Genomic DNA, 20968 nt, shown 5'->3' with positions numbered 1-20968 from the left:
TGGCGCTTCAGCGGGTTGATCCCGCACTCGACCGCGTGCCGCTCCCTGTAGTCGTCCTTTACGCGCCCCGGCGGCGTGCTGGTGCGCCCGCGCGATCGCGGAATCCACGCTGATGTCCCACGTGATCAGGCCCTTCGCATCGGCTTCGGCCTGCAACTGCTCGAAGATCCGCTTCCAGGTGCCATCACGGCCACCAGGCGTGGCTTTCGGCTACCCGGTTCCTGGAGCTGTCCCGGTGACCATGGGATTCCTCCGATCGAGGAGCCCGAAGGTCGGCGGAGTCTCCATGACCCAGTCAAGCCAGCAGGGTGTTGACGAGCTCTGGGAAATCGGAGAAGAGGAGCCGTTGATCTATGAAAGGCAGTGAGACTGTCCCGCTGTGCAGGGTGGATGAAGGCGTCCCCCTGCCGATGCGCGGATGAGCTGGATGAGCGGGGAGACGGCGACCCTGCTCGTCTCCATCGACAGGCTGGGTGAGTTTTCGCATAGGCAGCCGGATTCTGCCTTCCCTCGGCGCCCGCTGCCCCGTGGGCCACTCCGCCCCCGAGTGCAGGGGCGGAGCCTCTGCGCGTTGGAAGGCGAATCCGCTGCGCGCGGGTTCGATACGTTCTTCTGAGCTGTTGCGTTCGCTCTCGTGTCCCTCGAGCCGGTCCAACTGGGGTGCATTCGGGACGCGTTCAGTCGAACTCCTTGAAGCTCGCTCCGTGGTCCTTCATGGCGTCCTGCGTGATGAACAGGAACAGGCCCATGCCGACACCAAGTTTGACGGCCTTCCCCGCGAACTCCTTCAGGCACCGAGGCCGTTCGAGCAGCGGCAGACGGTCGCAGTTCGCGTACTGCGCCACCTTCCGCGCGATCTCCGCCAGCCGCTCCACGCGGCTCTGTTCCGCGGCCGTGGCCTGGGCGGCGGAGCCCATGCCGCCGGTGAACAGGATGGCCAGTGCGACGACGAACGTCGCGATTCTTGATTTGAGATTGTGGTGCATGCATCCCTTGACCGGTGCGCGTCGGTGTCCACCGACGCGCTGATCCTCTTTCCCCGTGACAGATTGACTGTCTTGTTACTGGCGCGTAGCCAATTGGTCGATGCGAACCATATCCACGCTGTGTCACCGGTTCGGTGTCCCCCCGCCGTTCACGGAGGGCCGGAAAAGGGCGGCGGGGGCCGCGAGTCGGGTGGTGTCCGTTCGCACAGGCTCTCAACGGCCAAGACCGCGGCCCGGCAACGGCGTTGCTACATCATCATGTCTGGGAGAAGCGGACGCTCGGCGCCATCAAGCTCGGTGAGCTGGATCGCCAGCCTGACGACCACGCATAAACTCGCGGCCAGCACCTCACGGACCGTCTTCAACACGGTCGACCCGGTCCTCCGCGCGGCGGTCCGCGACCGCATGGTCTCCCACAACTCCTGCACCCGACGCGACGCTACCGTCCGTGCTGCCCCTGGCCGAGGCGCGATGAAACCGTCCGCCTGGTTCCCCCGTGGCGGATGGCCTTTGTCGTGGTGTTCAGAGATCAAGATCGGCGGCGGCGACGGTAGCGTCCTGGGCCACTGGACGACACCGGCCGGGGCCGGCGGCGGGATTCGAACCCGCGTTGCTCTCTTGAGAGGAGAAGCAGCCGCAGCCTGCGCACCTTAGTAGGGTCGGGGACTGGAAACGCAGCAGCGGCCACCGCGCCAGCCCTCGACCCTACTAAGAACACATCATGACTGGTCTGGCGTTGGCCGATGGATTACGGCAGTTCTGCAACTGGAGGACGGCGAACTGGCCACGGTGCGGCCCTGGACGTTCCCGACATTCATCGCGGCAGTCGAGCAGCTGTGGGAAACCAAGGAGGGCGGGAGGTTCGAGACAGACCTGCCCGAGGGCGGTGTGGCCCGCCTCGTGGAGTTGGTCGTGTGTCGTACCGAGGACTCGAATCTGCGCAGAACCCTCGGCGCTCCAGCTTGTCTGGGTCTGAGCGAAACAGTGGCCGAAACGGCCAGGGGTCCAACTGACCTGCGGACTTTCTGTTCCCCTGTTTCGCGGCTCCTGCCCAGGACTCGAACCTGCGACCAAGCTGAGGCATCCCGGGCCCGCCGGTATCTCGCTGGGTTGCCCCGCCATGGGCAAGATCACGCCACTTGGCGCTCAACCGCGTTGCGTCTGCAACCCGTTGTTCGATAGACAAGAGGGCTACGCGACGGGACGTATGGGGTGCAGGTGCACACAGCACCGCGTCAAGCGCCGCTGCGCACACGATTATTCGGGGGTGGGTGCATGAAGTTCGACATGGGCAGTACGACACTGTCCGACCTTGGCAACAGCACGGTGGGGTCCACCACTGACCTGGGCACGCTGATCCGGTTGCTGATCGCGGCCGCCGATCCGCTGGAGGGGAAGTTCAACGGGGCCGGCAAGGCCGCGTTCGACTCCTTCAAGACGCGTGCGGATGAGATCACGAATGCGCTGAACGGCTCGCTGAACTCGATCCTGGGCGGGCAGTCCGGGATGGACACCGCGTTCGGCACCGGTGATCAGGAGCAGGAGTCCAACGCCCACCAGAGCATGGCCGGGGCCAACTTCGACGCGGCCCGGTTCTCCGGGCGATAGAGACGGGGAATCGCGATGGGGCAGAACCAGGACCGGCGCAGTTACGACACGGGTGCCTCGGTGGAGGTGCAGGGCGGACTGCAGGGGATCATCGGCCAGCTTGAGCGGGTGCTGGCCGACCGGGACCGTGCGGTGAAGGCCGCGATGACCGAGTTCACCGCCGACGGGGTCTCCGACGAGTACCACGGCAAGGAAATCCGCTGGAACAAGGCGGCGGCCGAAGTGCGCGAGATCATCCGGCTGGTGCGCAGCACGCTGGAGCAGAACGACGGGACCGCACAGTCCACGCTCGCCAGGGCCAAGGCAGCGGTCGACGCCATCGGCTAAGAGACGCGGTAGCGCAGCGGTGGCGGGTGCTCGGGGGAAAGCAGGGGGATGAGTATGCAGGGGTGGGACATCACTCCGTCCGGAGTCCAGTCGGTGACTTCGCTGGTCGGGGACGCGATGGACGACGTGGCCAAGAGCGTCAAGTCGTACGGGACGCATGTACAGAGCGCGGCGAGCTCGGCCGGGACGATCAGCGGGATGTACTGCGGTACGGCGCCGACCGGGCCGATCGGGGCGGCGCTGGCGCTGTTCGTAGAGAAGACCGCGACGGATGTGCTGTTCCTCGGGGCACGGGCCGCCAAGTCCGTGAACGGCGCGCGTGAGGCGACCGCGTACTACGTCGCTGGGGATCTCGACATAGCAGCGACCGTCGCGCACAACGCCCTTGCCGCGCCGGAAGTCAAGCTGCCGAAGCCGGACGGCTCGCAGGGTGGCAAAAGGTGAACATGATCGAACCGTCGGGCATTCCGCAGTTCGTCGGAAACCTCGACCAGTTGGAGAAGGACGTCTCCGGGCTGCGCAGTGACGCCATCGGCATCCGCAACGGCGGCAAGGACGTGCACTCCCGATTCCAGGCGCTTGGAGGCGTCTACCAGGCGCCCGAGGCCGAGCAACTGTTCGCGACCACCCGGCCGGTGATGGACAGGGCCGAGCTCTTCGCCCAGCATCTGGAGACGGTGGCGGATGCGCTGGACGCGTTCTCCATAGAGGCCCGCCCGCTCGCTAAGAAACTGGCCCAGCTCAAAGTCGACGCCCTCGCGTTCCTCGACAGCGTCGAGGGTGACGACGAGTGGACGTACGACGAAGACAAGATCGACCGTCACCAAGGGCTCCTCGACGGCGTGAGCGCCGCGCGGGCCGCCTTCCAGGAGGCCGAGAACAGAGCCGCCAGTAAGATCTCGGCGATCGTCGGCGGCCCGAAGTTCGTCTTCGACGACGGCAGCCACACCGTCAACGACAAGACGGTGATGTACGGCAACGATCTCGAGACCCTCAAGAGTGCCAAGGAACTGCCCTGGGGCGACCCCGTCTCCGAGTCCCACCACGCGTGGGAGGTCGGCTACTGGGCCAAGAGCTATGTGTGGGACGGGCTCATCGTCGACAACATCTGGGGTGGCATCAAGGGGCTGGGAACCCTGGTTGGCATCGGCGATGAGGACACCAGTGACGCCTGGAGCCATCTCGGGGACGTCGTCGGCGGCATCGGCCAGTACACCGCCACGCCTTACAACTGGCTCATGGACCAGGCCTTCGGCGAGGAGCCGAAAGACCCGGATGTAGAACGCCAGAAGCAGGCCACCCGGAACTTCGGCAAGGCCCTGGTCGGCTGGGACATGTGGGACGAGAACCCCGCACGCGCCGCCGCGACCGTCACCTTCACCGTTCTCACGCTCGGCAGCGGGGCCCTCGCCGCCGGCGCGAAGGCGGGCAGTGGCGGCGCGCTCGCCAAGACCGCCGGCACCGCGGCAAAGGTCGGCACCTGGATCGATCCGCTCTCGGCCGGCCTCAAGGTCACCGGCAAGGCCGTCGGCTCCCTGCCCAGGCTCTCCGAGGTAACAGCCCGGATCCGCCACACCTTCGACACCACGGCGACCTCGCAGCGCCTGCACAGCGTCATCGAACTCGGCGACGGCTCCAAGGTCCTCATCAAAGACGGCGAGTTCATTCCCGTCGACGCCAACGGGAAGATCAACACCACCACTCCGCACCAGGAGGCGCCTGCCGGTGCACACGCCACACCGGAGGAAGTCCCCGCACAACGGGATCTCGCCACGGTCGGCGCGCACCCCCGCGCCCCCGAAGCCAGCGCGCACACAGGCGAGAATCTCCCACCTCGGACCAACCACGAGCCCCCGGGCCGGGACGGTAGTAACGCCCTCCGAGGCCTGGGAGACACGCCCGGTGGATCTGGCACCGGTGCGCTTCCCGGCCGGGCCGGCATTTCGCCCAGCACCGCAGATCTGGACGGTCTTGGTCGGCAGGGCCACGACGCACACAGTGACGCGGCCAGGGGCGGCGAGGATGTGCCCGCCCAGCGTGCGGACGGCGGCAGCGGCGGCACTGGAGCGCACGGCGACTACAACGGCCCAAGCAGGTGGAACGGTGCCAGCCCACAGGACATCATGCGGCACCAGGTCTTCCGGGCGAACAATGAGGCCGGGTACTTCGAGCGGTACTACAAGTCCGGACGGTCCAGCGGCTACCGGAAGTTCAATGACATCCCGGATGAGAGTGGTCTCGTGCCGCCTCAGCTGATCCGGGACCCGCACAACCCAGGCAGCATGATATCCAAGGATGACGCCCCGCCGCCGATCCCGGAGAAGTACATCGACGGGGGTGATGTGACACGTACCCCGAAGACGGTGGGCAGTCCTGACGCCCTCCACACGCTCAACGACTCGGCTCAGACGCGTCACACCTCTGTCACCGCCGACAATCTGGCCCACGGCCCGCTCAATGATGCCAAGGACGCACTCAAAGCACACGAAACTCAGGCGAACATTGATGCTTTGAAGGCGGCGAAGGCCGAGCACGCACCACTGCACGAAAGGATGACGAAGGACACGGAGGCCTATGGCGAAGCCATCGCCAGGCATCACGTGATCCCCGAGCACTATCGGGGTGCCAAATGGGAAGACCTGGACGGCCCTGCGAACGGCAACGACCAGTTCGACCAAGTCTGGAAGCGAGAAGACGGCAGTTTCGTCGTAGTCGAAGCGAAGAGCAGCGTCAAAACAGACCTCGGTCAGCGAAATCTTCCGAATGGATTCAGTGCTCGCCAGGGGTCCCGAGAATATTTCGAGGACATCCTGCGCGAGATGAGAAAACGAGGGCGTACCAATATGAATGAGCGCAGGCTGTACAAGGAGCTGAGTGCTGCCTTGAAGCAGGGAAAAATCGAGTATATTCTGGTAAAGGGGAAACCCAACACGGGCACGTATGCTGGCTACAAAATGCGGCGCTTCGACATTGGGTGACGGGAGATATTGGTGACTTTCAAGGTGGCGCGGCACGGCAGCCCGGGGCCTGACGACGAAGAGTATGCGCAGGATCTGGGCGAGGGACTGGCGGACACGATCCGGAGCCTGGAACAGTCGCCGCGCAACTTCGGCCTCGCGATGGACGAGGCGCTCATGCATGTGCAGGCGCGCCTCGCCGTCAACCCGAACGGCTCCGGCATTGATACGTGGGAGGCCGTGGTCTCGGCCATGCAGGTGGGCTCCGCCCTCTTTATCTCGGCTAGCGCGGGCGAGGGGACCGTGGAATGCCGTATTGACCACGAAATGCGGACCATTCCTGCCGCCGGTCCCGAGTTCTACGCCAACGCGGGCAACTGGCTCACCGCGTTCTGGTTCGCCATCGTCTGCCGCGACCAGGCACGAATGACGCAGCTCTGCGAAATCCCCCTTGATCTGCTGCGCGCCTCCGGGGCGCAGGGAGACGAGTACGTCTACCACTGGGTGGAGTCCCTCCAGACGTACTGGCGTGAAACACCGGGCTTGGTCGAGAAGTTGACCACGACGATCAATGCCTCCTCCCCGGAGATCGCGACCATTGCCCCCCGCGATCTCCTCCAGAACATCCTTTACCAGCCCATCAACCTCTTCTACCGCTTTCTGCTCAAGGACCACGACGCCTTCAATCAGGCCCTGCTCGAAGCCGTGGAAGCACACAAGGCGTACTGGACCGCGGACGAGGACCGGGCAGGAAGCGTCGAGGGCTACCTCGCTCTCGGCCCCCTCGCCATCGCCTGCCTCGCCTATGACGCCGGTTTCCCCATCGAGGTCGAGTCCGACTACCTGCCCAAGCAACTTCTCGAGCGCGGCTGGCTGGGCGAGTTCCCGACGTGACGGGCGGACAGCGCAGAACGGATGGTTGCTAGCCGTGGCAGCGCAGGATTACGACAGTCAGTTGCTGGAGTCGGTGTCGGTGCGGCGTCGGCGGCTGCGGGATGCTCTGTTGTTCGGTGCGCAGCGGCAGCGGCGCTCTGTGGATGAACGTCTGGGTAAGGCGTTCGCTGGGATCGTGATTGCGGCTGTGTTGTGTGCGGGGTGTGTGGGCTGGTCGTTCATTTCTCACCGGCTCATCGGGAAGAGTCCGTATGGACCCTCGGTGCAGCAGTCTTCTCCACCCTCCGTAGCGCCTTCTTCTCGATGATAGGTTCGAACGCGTGATATCTGCGGGATCTTTGAGCCGTACGGCGTTGAGCCGGGTCACTCTGGTCGGCGAGCGGCGGCGTGTTGATCTCGTACTCCCTTCGCAGGAGCCGGTCGGGCTGCTGTTGCCCGAAGTGATGCGGCTGCTGGACGATCAGGTGTCGGCGCGGCCCATGCTGCGGCATCTCGTCACAGCCGACGGTTCGGCGCTCGCTCATGACAGCACACTGGAGTCAGCAGGTGTAGCGGACGGTGCAGTACTACGCCTGGTGCGCGTAGAGGACGCTCCGTCGGCGCCGGTGGTGCACGACGTCACCGACGAGGCCGCAGACGATCTGGACGTACGGGCATGGTGCTGGAAGCCAGCGGCTCGGCGGACGGTGGCGGGACTCGCTGCCGTCGGATGGGTGCTCGCAGCCGGAGCACTGGCCCGAACCGAGTTCGATCTTTCGGCGGTCGGCGGTGTGCTGCCGGCCTTTGCCATCGTGGCGGCGCTCACGGGTGTGTTGCTCGGAAGGACGGGCCGACGCGGCTTGGCCACCACGCTCATCGTCATGGGTGGGGCGCTTGGCGTGCTGGGGGCCTGGACCCTGGCGGATGCACACAACTGGTCCGGTGGGATGCGTCTCGTCGGTGTGGCCGCGGCCCTGGTCGTGGCGTTGCTCCTGCTGGGCTGGGTGTCGCCGCTGGGGCGGGGCGGGCTGGTCGGCGCCGGGGCGGTGGCCGGGTGCACGGCCTGCTGGGAGATCGCGGCGGCGTTGCAGTCGGGCGACGGGACGGTGGCGGCCCAGGTACGTACGGGCGTGCTGCTGGCGGTCGTGTCGGTGGTGGTCCTGGGGGTGCTGCCCCGGCTGGCGTTGATGTCGTCGGGACTTTCCGCACTCGACGACCGCCGCTCGGGCGGGGTGTCGGTGAGCCGTTACGAGGTGTCCACCGCGCTCGCAGCGACCCATCGCGGGCTGACGCTCGCCACTGTCGTCATGGCGGTCTCAGCAGCCGCCGCCGGAGTCCTGGTGCTGCAGGTGCCGACAGCGTGGACCGTACCGCTCGCCGTAGTCGTCGCCGTCGTACTGGCTCTGCGGGCGCGGGCGTTCCCCCTTGTCGCCGAGGTCGTGGCCTTGCTGGCGGCTGCCGCATTGGTGACCTTGCGGCTGTCCTGGGTGTGGCTGGAGCGTTCAAGCGCAGCGGGACCGCTGGCCCTCCTGTCGGTGCTGGCGGTGATTTCGCTCGTGGTGCTGTCGGTTCAGCCGGCCGAGCATGTACGAGTGCGGCTACGGCGGTTCGGTGACGCGCTGGAGTCGGTTGGCGTGATCGCTCTGGTCCCATTGATGCTTGGGGTCTTCGGTGTGTACGGGCGTCTGCTCGGCACATTCGCGTAGGGGTTCGGAAATGACTCAGGGGGATTGGCAGCACGATGTGCTGCGCGAGTTGAGGCAGGATGCCGCAGCCGGCGAGCCGCCCGCTCACGACCAGCCTGGGCTCAGCCCGTCGACGGCGCCCGCTGCCTCGACCGCAACGCCCATCGAGCCGCGTGGCGACCTCCCTGCCCGGTCGGCGGGCCCGTTCCCGCAGGCGGGGCAGGGTTCACAGCAGCCCGCCGTCCCGGCCGCGCACCATCCGCAGCTGCCGATCGTCACGCCGGAGTCGATGCGTACTATCGATCCGCGGCTGGCCCGGGCCATGGGACATCCGCTGCAGGGGGATTCGATGGCCCGACGCAGCGGGCGCTCGCTGCGTAAACTCACCGCTTCCGCCTCTCAGGAAGTTGCCGAGGAGACGCGCCTCGCGCGGTTGGTACAGCAACCGGTGACCACCGGGCGCGTGATCGCGGTGACCTCGATCCGGGGCGGCGTGGGCAAGACCACGACGTCTGCCCTGCTCGCCCGGACCTTCAACCACTACCGGCACGACCCTGTGCTCGCGCTGGAGGCAGACGCCGCCCTCGGCACCCTTCCAGTCCGGCTCGGCGCGGAGTCGGTTCGGTGGACGTGCCGGGAGCTCGCTCAAATCCTTACCCCTTCGATGCAGTTGACCGATGTCACCGGCTATCTCGTGCCGGTGGCGGACGGTGGCTGGCTGCTCCCTGCGAGCCAGGGCCGGGTCGGTGCGCCGCTCGGTACGCCGACGTACCGGACGGTGTCGCTGTCGCTGCGGCGGTACTTCGCCGTCACCGTGGTCGATTGCGAGACCCTGCCGGGCGAGGTGGCTCGTACCGCGATGGACACCGCGCACGCCCGGGTTGTGGTGGCCCCGATGACCGCGGAAGGCGTGGGCGGCACCCGCGTGGTGCTGGACTGGCTGGCGCGGTTGCCGCACTCTGCGCTCGCCACCACGGTGGTCGCGCTCACCGCGAACTCTCCCGACATGACACTGGATCTCAAGGCAGCTACCGCGCATCTGCGGGAGACGGGAGTCACGGTGGTGGCGCTCCCCTATGACCGTCATCTCGCTCAAGGAGGCCCCATCCACACCGCTCAGCTCGGTCAAGCCACCCGGCGGGCGGCGACTTCGCTGGCTGCCGAGGCGATGGAGCGGGCGGTGAGAGTGCGATGACGCTGCGGCTGGTCCACCGCCCTGCACGGTCCACCCGCCCGCTCGCCCCGGCACAGCCACGCACGATCGAGCCGCCGCCGAACCTGCCCGAGGGCAAAATGGGCAGCGCCGCGACCGCGCTGCTGCCGATGGCCGGCGTGATGGGCTCGGTCGTGATGATGACCGTGATTCGCTCCAGCCAGTTCGCGGGTCTGGGTGCGGTGGTGCTGGTGATCGCACTGGTGGGGGCCGTGGTGCTGCTTCTGTCCCAGCGGGGCAAGGCGCAGCGCACTCGGCGCACCCAGCGCGAGCGGTATCTGGAGTATCTGGAGGAGCTGCGCGAAGAGTTGGCTGTAGTGGAGCGGGAGCAGCGCCGGGCGGCCCGGCTGCTCTTTCCGCCGCCGCAGGCGTTGTACGACCTCGTGCAGGATCCGGCAAGGCTGTGGGAGCACCGCCGTACGGATCCGGACTTCCTGCGCGTACGCATCGGAACCGGGGACGTACCGACACAGCAGCTGTCGATCGGCCAGAACAGCGCCGGAGGTGTGCTGACTCCGCCCGACCCGTTCATGCTCAACGAGGCCCGCGCGCTGGTGACCCGGTTCGCCACGGCGACCGACTTTCCGCTTACGGTGCCGCTGGACCGGGCTGGGAACGTCAGCATCGTCGGGGACCGGGAGGGTGTGCTGCGGGTCGCGCGGGCCCTGTTGATTCAGGCCGCCGTCACGCACGCACCCGATGATCTGGCGATCGCTCTCGGTGTGCCCGGCCAGCAGCTGACGGAGTGGGAGTGGGCCAAGTGGCTTCCGCACGTGCTGGATGCGCAGGAGAGTGACGGACCAGTCGCGGCGCGACGGATCGCACCGAGCCTGCCGCAATTGGCCAGGATCATCGGCACCGATCTGCGGCAGCGGGCGTCCTACGCCGCCGAGGTGCGGCGTGGACTGTCCGACAGACACGCGCTGAAGCTCATCGACCGGCTCCTGGTGATCAGCGACGAGTACGGCGAGACCGCAGCCGAATTGCCGCGCCCCGACGCTGCTGTCGCCCTGGCCGACATGGGTGTCACCGTGCTGCACCTGCTTCAGCACCAGGTGCACGAGCCGGACCAGGTAACCGTGCGCATCACGGTCGACGGTGACCAGGTCATGATCGAGGACCTGCGGACGCCCGACACCCCGGCAGCCTCCGGCACCTCGGATGCCGTCACTGTCCCGGCAGCGGAGGGCCTCGCGCGCATGTTGGCCCCGCTGAGGCTGTCCGCCGAGTCGGTAGCAGAGGGCACCCCGGTGTCCGGGCCGGTCGACTTCCCTGCACTGCTGGAAATCGACGATCCCGCAGCCCTGGACATAGATCGACTGTGGTCGCCCCGCGGGGAGCGGGCGTTCCTGCGCGTCCCGATTGGTGTGAACGACCGCCACGAGCCGGTACTGCTGGACCTCAAGGAGTCCTCCGAGCTGGGGATGGGACCCCACGGGCTGTGTGTGGGAGCGACCGGTTCCGGCAAGAGCGAACTGCTGCGCACTCTCGTCCTCGCCCTGGTCGCTACCCACCCGCCCGAGGATCTGGCGATGGTCCTGGTCGATTACAAGGGCGGCGCGACCTTCGCACCGTTCGCCGAACTCCCGCATGTCGCCGGGGTGATCACGAATCTGGAGAATCAGGCCGGTCTGGTCGAACGCGTCCACACCAGCCTCACGGGTGAGGTCAAGCGCCGCCAGCAGGTACTGAAGGACGCGGGCAATGTGGCGGACATCGGCCACTACGCGGCGCAGCGCGCGGTGCGCCCGGAGCTCGAGCCGCTGCCGCATCTCTTCGTCGTCATCGACGAATTCGGTGAACTCCTCACCGCCAAGCCCGACTTCATCGACCTGTTCCTGTCCATCGGCCGGATCGGCCGGTCCATCGGTGTGCATCTGCTCCTGTCCAGCCAGCGCATCGAGGGCGGCAAGCTCAAGGGCCTGGACACCTATCTCTCCTACCGGCTGGGCCTGCGGACCTTCTCCGCCGACGAATCGCGCACGGTGCTGGACACCACCGACGCCTTTCATCTGCCGCCGCTCCCGGGCTTCGGGTATCTCAAGGTCGACACATCCACGTACGAACGGTTCAAGGCGGGGTACGTTTCCGGCGCCTATCGGGGTCCCGACCTGACCGAAGCGGCGGACGAAGGGCCGGTCGCCCTGCCTTACCCCGCGTTCAACTCCGCTTCCGAAGAAGGTTTTTCAGACACCGCAGCCGAGCCGACGATGCGGGAGCGGGAGACGGGACCGACTGTGCTGTCGACGATCGTCGACCAGCTGCGGACCGCGGCCGAGCCCGTACGCCGCGTGTGGCTGCCCCCGCTGCCCGGCGCCGTCACTCTCGACTCGGCTGCCGGTCCGCTCCAGGCCTCCGAGCGCGGTATGCACCTCGCCCACCGATCGGGCGCGATGCGGGTGCCGCTCGGACTGCTCGACGACCCCGCCCGGCAGTGGCAGGGACCGTGGACCCTCGATCTCACCGTGGCCGGCGGCCATGTGGCGGTCATCGGTGGCCCGCAATCCGGCAAGACCACCCTGCTGCGCACCCTCGCGCTCTCACTCGCCCTGACCCACACCCCAGCCGAAGTCGCCCTCTACGGTCTCGATCTCGTCGGTGGCGGCCTGGCCGTCCTGGCCGGACTGCCGCATGTGGGCGGCATCGCCGGACGGGTCGACCGCGAACGCGCGGCGCGCACCGTCGCCGAGGTCCGGGCCATGCTCGCCGCCCGCGAGGAAGCCTTCCGCGAGCACGGCATCGACTCCGTCGACCAGCTCCGCCGCCTGCGTGGCCAGGGCGGACTGCCCGAACTCGGCGCCACAGACATCGTGCTGCTCATCGACGGATTCGGTGCGCTGCGCGATGAGTTCGCCGACCTCGACGACACCGTCACGGACCTCCTCAAGCGCGGCAGCGGCTACGGCATCCACATCGTGGCGGGCATGCTGCGCTGGAACGACGTACGGATCGCCACCCAGTCGATGTTCGGCACCCAGCTCGAACTGCGCCTCAACGACCCCTCCGACTCCTCCATCGACCGCAAACTATCCGAGACCCTTGGACCCGATACTCCCGGCCGCGTCCTCACCGACGGCAAACTCTTCGCCCAGGGCGCCCTGCCCCGTATCGACTCCGTCCCCGCCACCGGCGATCTCGGACCCGCCCTGGAAGACGCCGCTCGGACGATACGCACCACCTGGCACGGCGAACTCGCCCCCCCTGTACGGGTATTGCCCGCCCGGCTGCCTGCACAGCGGCTGCCCTCTGCGGCCGTCGAGCCGAAGCGGATCCCGATCGGTGTCGACCAGGACTTCCTCGGCCCCGTGCTCCTCGATTTGTTCCAACACGACCAGCACCTGCTGATCCTCGGCGACAACGAATGCGGCAAGACCAACCTGCTGGGGCTCGTGGTCCAGCAGCTCATCGACCGCTACAGCGACGACGAACTGGTCTTCGCCGTGTTCGACCCGCGCCGGGGACTGCGCGGCGCCGTCCCCGAGCCCTACCGCGGCGGCTATGCCCACAACGCCAAGATCAGCGCGGGGCTCGCCGCCGGAATCGCCACCGAGCTGGAGAAACGCCTTCCCGACGAGAGCGTCGACCACGACACCCTCCCCGACGGCCCTGCCTTCAACGGCCCGCGTATCGTCATCCTTGTCGACGACTACGACATTCTCACCACCGCGGGGCAGCAGCCCCTCGCCCCCTTCCTGCCATATGTCTCATCGGCGCAGGACATCGGTCTGCACTTCGTCGTCGCCCGCCGCGTCGCCGGCTCCTCGCGCGCCCTGTACGAGCCGTTCCTGACCACCCTGCGTGAGACCGGCACCGCCGCGCTCGTCATGACGGGCGACCGCACCGAGGGCCAGCTCTTCCCCGGCCTGTACGCATCCGCGCATCCGCCCGGCCGGGGCACGCTGGTCCGCCGCGGCCGTTCCCACCAGCTCATCCAGACCGCCCTCGTGCCTGAGGCAACAGAAACAGAGCGCCCGTGACCAAGGACGTCATCGCCCTCACCCCGCAGATGCCCGACATCCGCACGATCCTCGCGGGCCTGTACGCCGGAGGTCCCGACGTGGGCATCAACACCACCGCCGACGGGGCCGTCGTCCAGCTCTGCACGCCGGGCGGACGTCCCCTGGTCTCCATCGAAGCCCCGATCCTCGTCCAAGTCCCGGGCGAAATCAGACGGCTCCTTGGCGCCGACACCGGCGACTGGGACAGCCCGCTCTGGTGGACCGAAGCCCGCGCCGTCTCAACCGCCCCCGAGGCCAAACCCCTCGCCCAGTCCTTCGCCGGCCGCCTCGTCTCCGTACTGAGCGGCACCACCTGGCCGGCCGGTCCGGTAACGACCGACGTCGTCCCCTTCACCACTGGCACAGCCGCCACCCCGCCCGCCGACAACGAACCCCTGGGCATCGACGTGCTCACCCACAAGGCTGCCGTTGTCATCCAGGACCGCCCCGTGGTGGCCATGACCAGCTCGCTCTCCGAAGCCCTGCGCATCGCCACCACCAGCGACCGTGCCCTCCAGATCGTCACACCCAAATCCTCCCGCCTCACCCTCCCCACCCGCATTGCGCTACGCGGCCACCCCAACCGCTGGGTCGTGCAAGACTCCGAAGGCGCCTACTACGACGGCCTGTCCGGCGCGGTACTGCAATGGCACGACGGAGCCTTCACCCCCGCCCGAACAGACTCGGGCGCCGCTGCCGTCGCACAGGCCTTCACCCAGACCTCCACCACCTGCGAGCGCCAGCTCATCGTTTCCCTCCGCACGCGGTACGCACCGGAAGCCGACCTCGTGCTGGGTTCTGCCCTCGAAACCGCCTGGCGGCACCTCACCGGTGCGCCCCCAGCCGGCTGGAGCACCGCGGAGCCCGTCAACCTTCCCTGGTCCGCCCGCCAGTTGACCGACCTCGCCCGCAACCGCGCTCCTCAACCCACATGGCTCATCGCCATCGGCCACCCCCAGCGCCCCGCCATCGCCACCGTCCAGATCACGCGCACCACAGCTGGTGTCGAGGAGGACATCACCCTCGCTCTGGGCTACGATCCCGGCGAGATACCGCCCCTCGACGCCATCGAAGGACTCGCCGAGACGCTGGCCGCCGAGTACCGCATGACGTCGATGCTCACCTCGCTCCGTCCCGCCACCTGCGACCTCACCGTTGCCCCAAGGTTCGAGGCGCCCCCAATACCTGTGGCCTTCACTCTCGGCATCGACACGGTCCACGACATCGGGCTGGGCCACGCCAGCCGCCCACCCCTGGCGTTGCAACCCATCCAGCTCGGCCGAGCACGCCCCGCCCTCCACTATGTCCTCGGCGACGGCACCAATGCCCAGGCAGGGACCATGCTCCAACAGCTGACCCAGCACCTGAAGAACGCGCAAAAGTCTTGATGACTGAGCCCACCGCAGCCCTGACGGCGGTTTCGAAGAAGGCGGCACTACTGGTCGACGGTCTCCTCATCCACTTCGATGTCCAGGGAGTCGGTCCGCTCCTGCAGATGGCCGAGGTTGTCCCTGCCGACCGCGACCGCGTTCACTGTGAGACATGAGAACACCGCCGGTGGCGCATCGTGCTCCCGATGCTGTCGAGACCTTCGGCGAGCCCTTTGCCCGCGACCAGGCGCATTGCGCCACCCTGCAGGTAGGCAGCTGACGTGCGAACGTGTCGTGTGGCTCCACCCACGGGCGAAGAAGGCATGTTCTCTCTCGTCGGTAAGGCTCTCCGCTGCGCAGAGATTTGTAATCCACTAAGGATCTGCACGGATCGAGGAGCACCGACAAAGGATGCCGGTGCACACCTGCTTGACCTGCAAGAACTCCACAGACTGAGCAAGATGTACAAGGACCGTCACGATCCCCAAAGGACTCATAATCCGTCGGCCGTGGGTTGGAGTCCCACCCGCCCCACCGAGTGCCGCAGGTGCAGAAACGTTCTCACCTGCGGCTTTGTCATGCTGTGCGATTGCGTCTGGTGGCCTTGCGGTGGTCTTCGGCGGCCCATGGTGTGCCAGGGGACAAGTCAGGGGACAAGGTCTGCCCGATATAGGGCCTGTTCGGCTCTGAGTGGCGAGGCCCGAATCTGAACAGCCCGGTACGTCGGTGCAGGGCGGCGTCCTCAAGGCTCGGGGTGCCGCACTGACCGGATTGGGTCGTGTGGCGCCCTGGCTTGAGCACCGAGGGCGGTCTGCGCACCGCTGGTTCCGTAGGTCGACGAGTCTCTGCTGACGGGGCATCCGGCCGCTACCGCTACCGCCGACGCGTGAGTGTCAGCGATGGCTGTGGGACAGCGCCCGGCGTCCAGATTGATGCGGGCATCAACTCCGTCGCCCGGTGTCGGCGGTGCAGAGTGGAGCCCCCTGCCCTTCTGCAACGTCGAGGACGGGCAGGGTCATCGGCGGTGGCGCGGGGCGGACAGTGCGGCGGTGAAATCGTCCAGGGCCACGAGGTTGTGGGCGCTGACGACGGCATCGCAGTAGGGCAGTGCTGCAGCCATGCCGGCCACGAGCGGACGGTAGCGCGGGCTTGCCGTGCGCGGGTTGACCCATACGACGCGGTAGGCGACCCGGGACAGCCGCGCCATGTGGGTGGCGAGGGCGGCGGGCGCGCCGGTGTCCCAGCCGTCGGAGATGATGACGACCACGGCGCCGTGCGCCATGCCCCGCCGGCCGAACCGCTCGTTGAACTCCGCAAGGCACTCCGCTATCCGGGTGCCCCCGGACCAGTCCGGGGCCGCCCGTCCGGCCCGTGCCAGGGCGTCGTCCGGCCCGGCCCGCCGGAGGGCGGGCGTGAGGCGTGTGAGCCGGGTGGCGAAGGTGAAGACCTCGGCGCGGGCGGCGCGGACGGCACAGTAGAGCAGTTGCAGCATCGCGCGGACATAGGGATCCATCGATCCGGAAATGTCGCAGAGCACGATGAGGTCGCGGGGGCGGGCGCGGGGCACGAAGCGGCGTAGCCGCAGCGGGTATCCGCCGGTGCGCCGGCTGACGGAGAGGGTGCGGCGCACGTCGATGCGCGCACCGTGGTGCGCAGTGCGGCGCCGGCGGGACGGCCGGGTCGGGGTGCGAAGCACAAGGGTGCATGCATCACCTCGGAGAGCCGCGCCAGTTCCTCGGCGGACAGGTCCGCGAAGTCGCGGTTGGCGAGACGGTCGAGCGGACTGGCGGCGAGGGGTACGGGAGCCTCCCGCGGCTGTGCGTCGGCCTCCCTATCGTGTCCGTCCGCGGTGGCCTTCCGGGTGCCGGGGACGCGGCCGGGAACAGGGGCCGGGAGCGACCGGGCCGGGTCGCCGGGCTGCCCGCGCTGTGCTCCGCGGTCGGCCGGGCCGCCGAAGACCTCGCGGAAGACCGCGTCGAACGGCTCGATCTGCTCGCGGTCGGACACCAGGGTGGCGAGCGCGCAGTGCCGCAGCTCGCGCGTCGTCGACGGTGCCAGCAGGGTGAGCGCCCGAGCGAAGCTCCGGGTACGGTCGGGGCCCACCGCGATCCCTGCGTCATGCAGGGCGCCGGTGAACGAGGCTGCCAGTTCTGGCAGGTCAGGCATCGGAGCCTGCCTCCGCGTCGACCAGCTCCGCCAGTCCGGCCCGGCGCACGGCCTCCAGGTCCTCGGCGTACTTGAGTACCGCCCCCAGAGTGCGGTCGGCGGCGTCGGCGTCGAGAACGGAGAGCCCCAGCGCGTGCAGCGCGCCCGCCCAGTCGATCGCCTCGGCGATGCCGGGCGGCTTGGTGAGCTCCTGCCGAGCACGCAGGCGCGCCACCCCGCGCGCCACGCGCGCGGCCAGCCACTCGGCCGACTCCGGCACCCGTCTGCGGATGATCGCGGCGACTCGTGCGGTGTCCGGGTAGTCGATCCAGTGGTAGAGGCAGCGGCGTTTGAGCGCGTCGTGCAGATCCCGGGTGCGGTTGGAGGTCAGTACGGCCACCGGCGGCACCGCAGCCGTCCGGGTGCCCAGTTCGGGAATGGTGACCGCGGCATCGGCGAGCAGCTCCAGCAGAAACGCCTCGAATTCGTCGTCGGCGCGGTCCACTTCGTCGATGAGCAGCACCGCCGGCCGCGGTCCCGGGTGGCAGATCGCGGCGAGCAGCGGCCGTGGCAGCAGGTAGACCTCGGAGAACAAGTCGGCGTCCCGCAGGGGCTCCCCGCGGGACTCGGCCAGCCGGATGGCCAGCAGTTGCCGTGGATAGTTCCACTCATAGAGGGCCTCGGCCGAGGACAGTCCCTCGTAGCACTGCAGCCGGATCAGCGGGGTGTCGAGCACGGCGGCGAGCGCGCGGGCCGCCTCGGTCTTGCCGACACCGGGCTCGCCCTCCATAGGATCGGCTGTGTCGGTCTGCTGTTCCTTGTCGTCGCGGATCACCGGCGCGTCCGGGTCGAGCGCCCGGCGGGCGTCCACGACCGGCGGCAGCGGTTCGTAATCCACGTCGATCAGTTCAAGGGCGTCCCGGGCGGCGTAACGGTCCTCGGCGACGACGAAGGCGACCTCCTGGCCCTGGAAGCGCACCTTGTCGGTGGCCAGCACCGCCTGAGTGTCGTGCGAGAGCGTGGGCATCCAGGCCAGCCCGAGACCGGCCAGGGTCTCCCCGGTGATCACGGCCTTGACCTTCGGGTGCGCCTCGGCGGCGCTGGTGTCGACGGACATGATCCGGGCGTGCGCCAGCGGGCTGCGCAGGACGGCGCCGTGCAGCATCCCGGGCAGCCTGACATCGTCGACGTACGTCCCGTGGCCGCGGACGAACCTCGCGTCCTCCTTGCGGGTCATCCGTCCGAAGCCGACCGGCCGTTCCCCGGTGGTCGTCATGCCCGCACCTCCTCGCGGCCGGGCGCCTGCTCGGCGCCCGTATCGGCGGTCCGCGCCCCGCCGTCGTGCTCGGCGGCCCAGCGGATGGAGCGCACGATGTTCTCGTAACCGGTGCAGCGGCACACTTGTCCGGAGATGGCCTTGCGGATGTCGTCCTCGGACGGATCCGCGTTGTGGTCGAGCAGCCAGCGGGCGGTCATCATCATCCCCGGCGTGCAGAAGCCGCACTGCAGCCCGTGGCAGGCGACGAATCCCTGCTGCACCGGGTCGAGTTCGGCCCCGTGCGCCAAGCCCTCGACGGTCCGCACCTCATGGCCGTCGGCCATCACCGCGAGCACGGTGCAGGACTTCACCGGCGTCCCGTCCAACCAGACGGCGCACACCCCGCAGTTGGAGGTGTCGCAGCCCCAGTGGGTGCCGGTGAGCCCGAGTTCGTCGCGCAGGAAGTGCACGAGCAGCAGCCTGGGCTCCACGTCCCTCGTGTGCTGCTCGCCGTTCACGGTCACGGTGATCCGCATGTCACGCCTCCTGCCCCTGGGCGCGGGCGGCGGCGGTACGCAGCGCCCGCGTGGTGAGCTCCCCGGCCAGATGCCGCTTGTAGTCGACCGGGCCGCGCTGGTCGGCTGTCGGCTTGCACTCCTGCGAGGCGATCCGGCCCGCCTCGGCGAAGCCCTCGTCGTCCGGCCGTCGGCCGCGCAGGAAGTCCTCGGTCCGCTCGGCCACGAACCGTGGGGCACCCACTGCGGTCAGCCCGCGCCTCGGTGATGACCCCGTCGGAGATCTCCAGCACCGCTCCTGCGGCGACGACCGCCCAGTCGCCGACCCGGCGCTCGACCTTGCGGTAGGCGCTGGCGTGCGAACGGATGGGCACTCGGATCTCCACCAGAAGCTCCGCTTCGTCCAGCGCGGTCTCGTACGGCCCGAGGAAGAACTCCCTGATCCCGATGGTGCGCCTGCCGCCGGGGCCTTGGGCGACAAGGGTCGCCCGCAGTGCCGAGAACGCCGCGGACAGGTCCTCCGACGGATCGGCCTGGCACAGCGAGCCGCCCACGGTGCCGCGGTTGCGTACAAGCGGATCGGCGATGACCCGTTCCGCGTCCCGCAGGATGGGGAAGTGCTCGCCGACGACCGGCGAGGCGAGCAGCTCCGCGTGGCGGACCATCGCTCCGACGGACAGTTCGTGCCCGTCCACCCGGATCAACGCCAGCTCGCCGAGGCCGTTGATATCGATCAGGGCTTCGGGCTGGGCCAGCCGCAGCTTCATCATCGGCAGCAGGCTGTGTCCGCCCGCCACCACCCGGGCCTCGGGGCCGTACCGCGTGAGCAGCTCGATCGCCTGCTCGAGGCTGGTGGCCGTCTCGTACTGGAAGGCAGCTGGAACCTGCATCGGGCCCTCCTGGAATGCTGTGCCCGTGGTGCAGTGATGCTGCGCTCTTCCTCATAGGCCATGCAATGGGTCGATAAGCATTCACTTATCCCTGTAAACGCGGGAAAATCGGATCGTGACCGTCACACAGCTCAGCACCTTCGTGCTGGTTGCCCGGCTCGGTTCGGTGGGCGCCGCCGCGCGGACTCTGGACGTGAGCGAGTCTGCGGTGTCGCAGGCACTCACCGCGCTGCGTACCCACTTCGGCGATCCGCTCATCCGGCGCACCGGCGGCGGTGGGATGCGTCTGACGCCCGCGGGGGCGCGGCTGCTGCCGATTGCGTCGCGGATGGTCGCGTTGAGCGCGGATGCCGAGGCGGCAGTGCGGGCGGCGCGGGGTGCGCCCGACGAGCTGCGGGTCGTCGCCACGAGCACGCTGGCCGAGTTCGTGCTCCCGTCGCTCGTGGAGGCCTTCGACGGCCGCTCGGGGCGCAGGACCGAGACCTCGTTCCGCAGGGGCGAACTGGTCAGCGAGCCGCTGTTCCGCACCCAGCTGGTCGTGGTGACCGGCGCCAGGTCGCCGCGGCCGCCCGGTCCGCCGCCGCAGTGGTCGTGGCTGGTCGATTCCTCCGGAACGGATCCGGACGCGGATTCCGGGCGGCTGCTGCGTCGGTTCGGTGTGGCCGAGGGGCACGTGTGGGTGTTCCCCAACCAGGCCGCGACCTGGGCGGTCGCCGCCGAGGGCGCGGGGGTGGCACCAGCGTTGGCCCATCTGGTATCGCCCCGCATCCGGCGTGACGAGCAGCGCATACTGGAGACCCCAGCCACGCCGTCGGACGCCACGTGGCACGCCACCGTCCTGCAGCCCGAGCACCGTTCCCCGGCCACCGACGCGTTCCTGCACTTCCCGCACACCCCCGCAGCGACCCGCATCATGCGCGCGCCCGGCGCGGGCGTCCCGCCCTCCCGGTTCCGGCCGCCGGTGTACGTCACGCTCTGGGGCCGGTGAGAGAGCAGGCTTTTCCCAGTAGCGGAGGGGCCCGGCTTGTGTTTTCGAGGGCCGGACCGGCGAGCTGACCACGGTGGAACGCGAGGAGCTCCAGCGGCTGCGCAGGCAGAACGCCGAGCAGGCCCGGACGATTGAGGTGCTGCGAAAAGCCGCGG

At 68.5% G+C, this 20968-nt stretch carries 16 protein-coding genes, 1 tRNA gene and 2 pseudogenes; 11 read left to right on the top strand and 8 right to left on the bottom strand.

Annotated features, from left to right (window positions below):
- Nucleotides 1–57: 57 nt before the first annotated feature.
- The 3 genes and pseudogenes from AB0D12_RS02680 to AB0D12_RS02670 all read right to left on the bottom strand — a co-directional run.
- A pseudogene (locus AB0D12_RS02680) lies at nucleotides 58–191 on the bottom strand (IS5/IS1182 family transposase); the annotation flags it as partial.
- Between the two features lie 486 nt (nucleotides 192–677).
- Nucleotides 678–986, bottom strand: a complete 309-nt coding sequence (locus AB0D12_RS02675) for a hypothetical protein (RefSeq protein WP_362676296.1) — start codon at nucleotides 984–986, stop codon at nucleotides 678–680.
- A gap of 584 nt (nucleotides 987–1570) precedes the next feature.
- Nucleotides 1571–1683, bottom strand: a tRNA-Glu gene (locus tag AB0D12_RS02670).
- A 578-nt stretch (nucleotides 1684–2261) separates the two neighbouring features.
- Here AB0D12_RS02670 and AB0D12_RS02665 point away from each other — a divergent pair.
- From AB0D12_RS02665 to AB0D12_RS02620, 10 genes are read left to right on the top strand one after another with little or no spacing between them, the layout of a single operon-like run.
- Nucleotides 2262–2594, top strand: coding sequence for a hypothetical protein (locus AB0D12_RS02665; RefSeq protein WP_362676294.1), 333 nt, complete (start codon nucleotides 2262–2264; stop codon nucleotides 2592–2594).
- Nucleotides 2595–2609: 15 nt separating this feature from the next.
- Complete coding sequence (locus AB0D12_RS02660; protein ID WP_175299843.1) at nucleotides 2610–2921, top strand: pore-forming ESAT-6 family protein; 312 nt, start codon at nucleotides 2610–2612, stop codon at nucleotides 2919–2921.
- 48 nt (nucleotides 2922–2969) lie between these two features.
- A complete protein-coding gene (locus AB0D12_RS02655; protein ID WP_362676292.1) occupies nucleotides 2970–3365 on the top strand; it encodes a DUF6507 family protein in 396 nt (131 codons plus the stop codon).
- A 2-nt stretch (nucleotides 3366–3367) separates the two neighbouring features.
- A complete protein-coding gene (locus tag AB0D12_RS02650) occupies nucleotides 3368–5899 on the top strand; it encodes a hypothetical protein (protein ID WP_362676290.1) in 2532 nt (843 codons plus the stop codon).
- Between the two features lie 12 nt (nucleotides 5900–5911).
- Nucleotides 5912–6772 (top strand): immunity 49 family protein, encoded by an 861-nt coding sequence (locus AB0D12_RS02645; protein WP_362676288.1) that lies wholly within the window; start codon nucleotides 5912–5914, stop codon nucleotides 6770–6772.
- A 34-nt stretch (nucleotides 6773–6806) separates the two neighbouring features.
- Nucleotides 6807–7079 carry a hypothetical protein gene (locus AB0D12_RS02640; protein WP_362676287.1) on the top strand — a complete coding sequence of 91 codons (273 nt, stop codon included), beginning with the start codon at nucleotides 6807–6809 and terminating at the stop codon, nucleotides 7077–7079.
- Between the two features lie 13 nt (nucleotides 7080–7092).
- Nucleotides 7093–8457, top strand: a complete 1365-nt coding sequence (eccD, locus tag AB0D12_RS02635; RefSeq protein WP_362676285.1) for a type VII secretion integral membrane protein EccD — start codon at nucleotides 7093–7095, stop codon at nucleotides 8455–8457.
- Nucleotides 8458–8467: 10 nt separating this feature from the next.
- Nucleotides 8468–9631, top strand: coding sequence for a type VII secretion protein (locus tag AB0D12_RS02630; RefSeq protein WP_362676283.1), 1164 nt, complete (start codon nucleotides 8468–8470; stop codon nucleotides 9629–9631).
- Nucleotides 9628–13626: a type VII secretion protein EccCa gene (gene eccCa, locus AB0D12_RS02625; protein WP_362676281.1), complete on the top strand. Its 3999-nt coding sequence runs from the start codon at nucleotides 9628–9630 to the stop codon at nucleotides 13624–13626. The genes AB0D12_RS02630 and eccCa overlap by 4 nt, the downstream gene beginning before the upstream one ends.
- Nucleotides 13623–15035: a DUF6177 family protein gene (locus AB0D12_RS02620; RefSeq protein ID WP_362676279.1), complete on the top strand. Its 1413-nt coding sequence runs from the start codon at nucleotides 13623–13625 to the stop codon at nucleotides 15033–15035. Before eccCa ends, AB0D12_RS02620 begins: the two co-directional genes overlap by 4 nt.
- 997 nt (nucleotides 15036–16032) lie before the next feature.
- Here AB0D12_RS02620 and AB0D12_RS02615 read toward each other — a convergent pair.
- The 5 genes and pseudogenes from AB0D12_RS02615 to AB0D12_RS02595 all read right to left on the bottom strand — a co-directional run.
- The gene (locus tag AB0D12_RS02615) at nucleotides 16033–16713 is read right to left on the bottom strand and encodes a VWA domain-containing protein (RefSeq protein ID WP_362676277.1); all 681 of its coding nucleotides are present in this window, start codon (nucleotides 16711–16713) and stop codon (nucleotides 16033–16035) included.
- 462 nt (nucleotides 16714–17175) lie between these two features.
- Entirely contained in the window at nucleotides 17176–18438 is a 1263-nt protein-coding gene (locus AB0D12_RS02610; protein ID WP_362676275.1) for an AAA family ATPase, read from the bottom strand.
- Complete coding sequence (locus AB0D12_RS02605) at nucleotides 18435–18956, bottom strand: (2Fe-2S)-binding protein (RefSeq protein ID WP_362676273.1); 522 nt, start codon at nucleotides 18954–18956, stop codon at nucleotides 18435–18437. Before AB0D12_RS02605 ends, AB0D12_RS02610 begins: the two co-directional genes overlap by 4 nt.
- A 1-nt stretch (nucleotide 18957) precedes the next feature.
- The gene (locus AB0D12_RS02600) at nucleotides 18958–19161 is read right to left on the bottom strand and encodes a hypothetical protein (protein ID WP_362676387.1); all 204 of its coding nucleotides are present in this window, start codon (nucleotides 19159–19161) and stop codon (nucleotides 18958–18960) included.
- Nucleotides 19162–19363: 202 nt separating this feature from the next.
- A pseudogene (locus AB0D12_RS02595) lies at nucleotides 19364–19825 on the bottom strand (FAD binding domain-containing protein); the annotation flags it as partial.
- A gap of 115 nt (nucleotides 19826–19940) precedes the next feature.
- On the opposite strand from AB0D12_RS02595, the gene AB0D12_RS02590 reads away from it, so the two are divergent.
- Nucleotides 19941–20813, top strand: a complete 873-nt coding sequence (locus AB0D12_RS02590; protein ID WP_362676271.1) for a LysR family transcriptional regulator — start codon at nucleotides 19941–19943, stop codon at nucleotides 20811–20813.
- Nucleotides 20814–20968 lie beyond the last annotated feature (155 nt).

It is taken from the genome of Streptomyces sp. NPDC048479 (assembly GCF_040651435.1).
Classification (GTDB): Bacteria; Actinomycetota; Actinomycetes; order Streptomycetales; family Streptomycetaceae; genus Streptomyces.
Note: the sequence above shows the minus strand (reverse complement) of the source record. Positions and strands in the feature narration are given on the sequence as shown.

Coding starts and splice junctions, on each gene's coding strand:
- AB0D12_RS02630 (WP_362676283.1), top strand. CDS start 8,468: ATGACTCAGGGGGATTGGCAGCACGATGTGCTGCGCGAGTTGAGGCAG.
- AB0D12_RS02650 (WP_362676290.1), top strand. CDS start 3,368: ATGATCGAACCGTCGGGCATTCCGCAGTTCGTCGGAAACCTCGACCAG.
- AB0D12_RS02665 (WP_362676294.1), top strand. CDS start 2,262: ATGAAGTTCGACATGGGCAGTACGACACTGTCCGACCTTGGCAACAGC.
- AB0D12_RS02655 (WP_362676292.1), top strand. CDS start 2,970: ATGAGTATGCAGGGGTGGGACATCACTCCGTCCGGAGTCCAGTCGGTG.
- AB0D12_RS02675 (WP_362676296.1), bottom strand. CDS start 986: ATGCACCACAATCTCAAATCAAGAATCGCGACGTTCGTCGTCGCACTG.
- AB0D12_RS02605 (WP_362676273.1), bottom strand. CDS start 18,956: ATGCGGATCACCGTGACCGTGAACGGCGAGCAGCACACGAGGGACGTG.
- AB0D12_RS02610 (WP_362676275.1), bottom strand. CDS start 18,438: ATGACGACCACCGGGGAACGGCCGGTCGGCTTCGGACGGATGACCCGC.
- eccCa (WP_362676281.1), top strand. CDS start 9,628: ATGACGCTGCGGCTGGTCCACCGCCCTGCACGGTCCACCCGCCCGCTC.
- AB0D12_RS02660 (WP_175299843.1), top strand. CDS start 2,610: ATGGGGCAGAACCAGGACCGGCGCAGTTACGACACGGGTGCCTCGGTG.